The sequence below is a fragment of the Scandinavium sp. M-37 genome (assembly GCF_043558715.1).
GTDB classification, from domain to species: Bacteria; Pseudomonadota; Gammaproteobacteria; order Enterobacterales; family Enterobacteriaceae; genus Scandinavium; species Scandinavium vulneris_A.
The window spans coordinates 1-1463 of sequence record NZ_JBIGIN010000077.1 but is presented as its reverse complement, the minus strand read 5'-3'; the positions used below and the strand labels follow the sequence as shown (position 1 = coordinate 1463).

The following is a 1463-nucleotide window of genomic DNA, read 5'->3' as shown; positions in this document are numbered from 1 at the left end:
CCGAGGGCAGCGTCAGGCCTTTTTCATACCCCTGCTGACCGTCGTAAAACTCCACGACATCGATGTTCAGGCGCGTATCCGTGGTAAAGCGAAACCAGATGCCGACCTCACCCAACAGGCGGGTAATAAAGTGCAGGTCGTCCTCGCCGTACTGCATCACCTGCTCACGGCGCGGGTACTCTTTTGCAAGCGAGAACAGAAAATCCTGACCGCGCATGTTGTGGCGCTCGCGCAGAATTTTTTCCACGATTTGTGGGACCGACATGTCCTGATAAATCGCGTTCTGATGCGAACGGTCAAGCAGCGCCAGACGCGGCTGCAGCGTCAGGGCGTAATGGGTTTCATCTTTTGAGGTGTTGAGACGTTCAAAACCGCTCACCACCCCCTGGAGGATACGCACGGCCTGCTGCATTTTGATGCCGTAACCCTGGTCCACCGGGGCCTGCAGCGTCAGGGAGGCCGCTTTCATCAGCATCATCTCTTTGCTGATGCCATGGTCACCGCTGGTAAATTCAATCCGGTAGCTGAACGGCGTGCTCAGGGCTTCATCGCCTTCAAACGCCAGTACATCGAGCTCTGCGTCACATCCCTTCACCGACAACTGGTGATGGCTGTGGCTGAATCTTATCGTCATGCGTCCACTCCTTGTGTACGGTCAAACTCCAGCCCGATACCCTCTTCCTCACTCCAGCTAAGGCATAGCGACTGTGGTTTCTGTTTCGCCGCCATGTGGGTCAGCAACTGCTGACTCAGCACCGGCAGAATTTGCTGATTGAGCAGGCTGTCGACGTTGCGTGCGCCGGTATCCGGCAGCAGGCATGCAGCGGTCAGCGCGCCATACAGACTCTCATCTATCTGCGTGGTCAGGCCGTAGTGACGATGTAAGCGCTTGCTGACCTGTGACAGCTTCATTTCCACGATGGTACGCATCGCCGCTTCCGCCAGCGGGCGATAAATCACGGTCTGGAAGCGGGCCAGCAGCGCCGGCTGGAAGTGGTCGCGTAAAATCGGGCGCAGCAGTTCGTGCAGGTCGCCTTCGGTGGCCTCCGGCTGTTCATCCAGCAGTTGCATGATGTGGTCGCTGCCGAGGTTGGAGGTCATCAGAATGACGGTGTTGCGGAAGTCAATTTCGCGCCCTTCGCCGTCACGCATAAAGCCGCGGTCGAACACCTGGTAGAACAGGTTCATCACGTCGCGGTGCGCTTTTTCCACTTCATCGAGCAGCACCACGCTGTACGGGCGCTTGCGCACCGCTTCGGTAAGAATGCCGCCCTGACCGTAACCGACATAGCCCGGCGGTGAGCCTTTCAACTGGGAGACGGTATGCGGCTCCTGGTATTCGGACAGGTTGATGGTGATGAGTGACTTCTCTCCGCCGTACAGCACATCCGCCAGCGCCAGCGCGGTCTCCGTTTTACCGACACCGCTCGGGCCGACCAGCAGGAAAACGCCCTGCGGGCCGT

2 protein-coding genes are annotated in these 1463 nt (G+C 58.4%); both read right to left on the bottom strand.

Annotated elements, in window-relative coordinates; genetic code table 11:
- On the bottom strand, positions 1-634 hold a 634-nt coding region (locus ACG0Z5_RS23710; RefSeq protein WP_394451609.1), incomplete at its 3' end, for a type VI secretion system Vgr family protein.
- The coding region (locus tag ACG0Z5_RS23705) for an AAA family ATPase (RefSeq protein ID WP_394451607.1) at positions 631-1463 on the bottom strand (833 nt) is incomplete at its 5' end. The genes ACG0Z5_RS23705 and ACG0Z5_RS23710, both read right to left, overlap by 4 nt.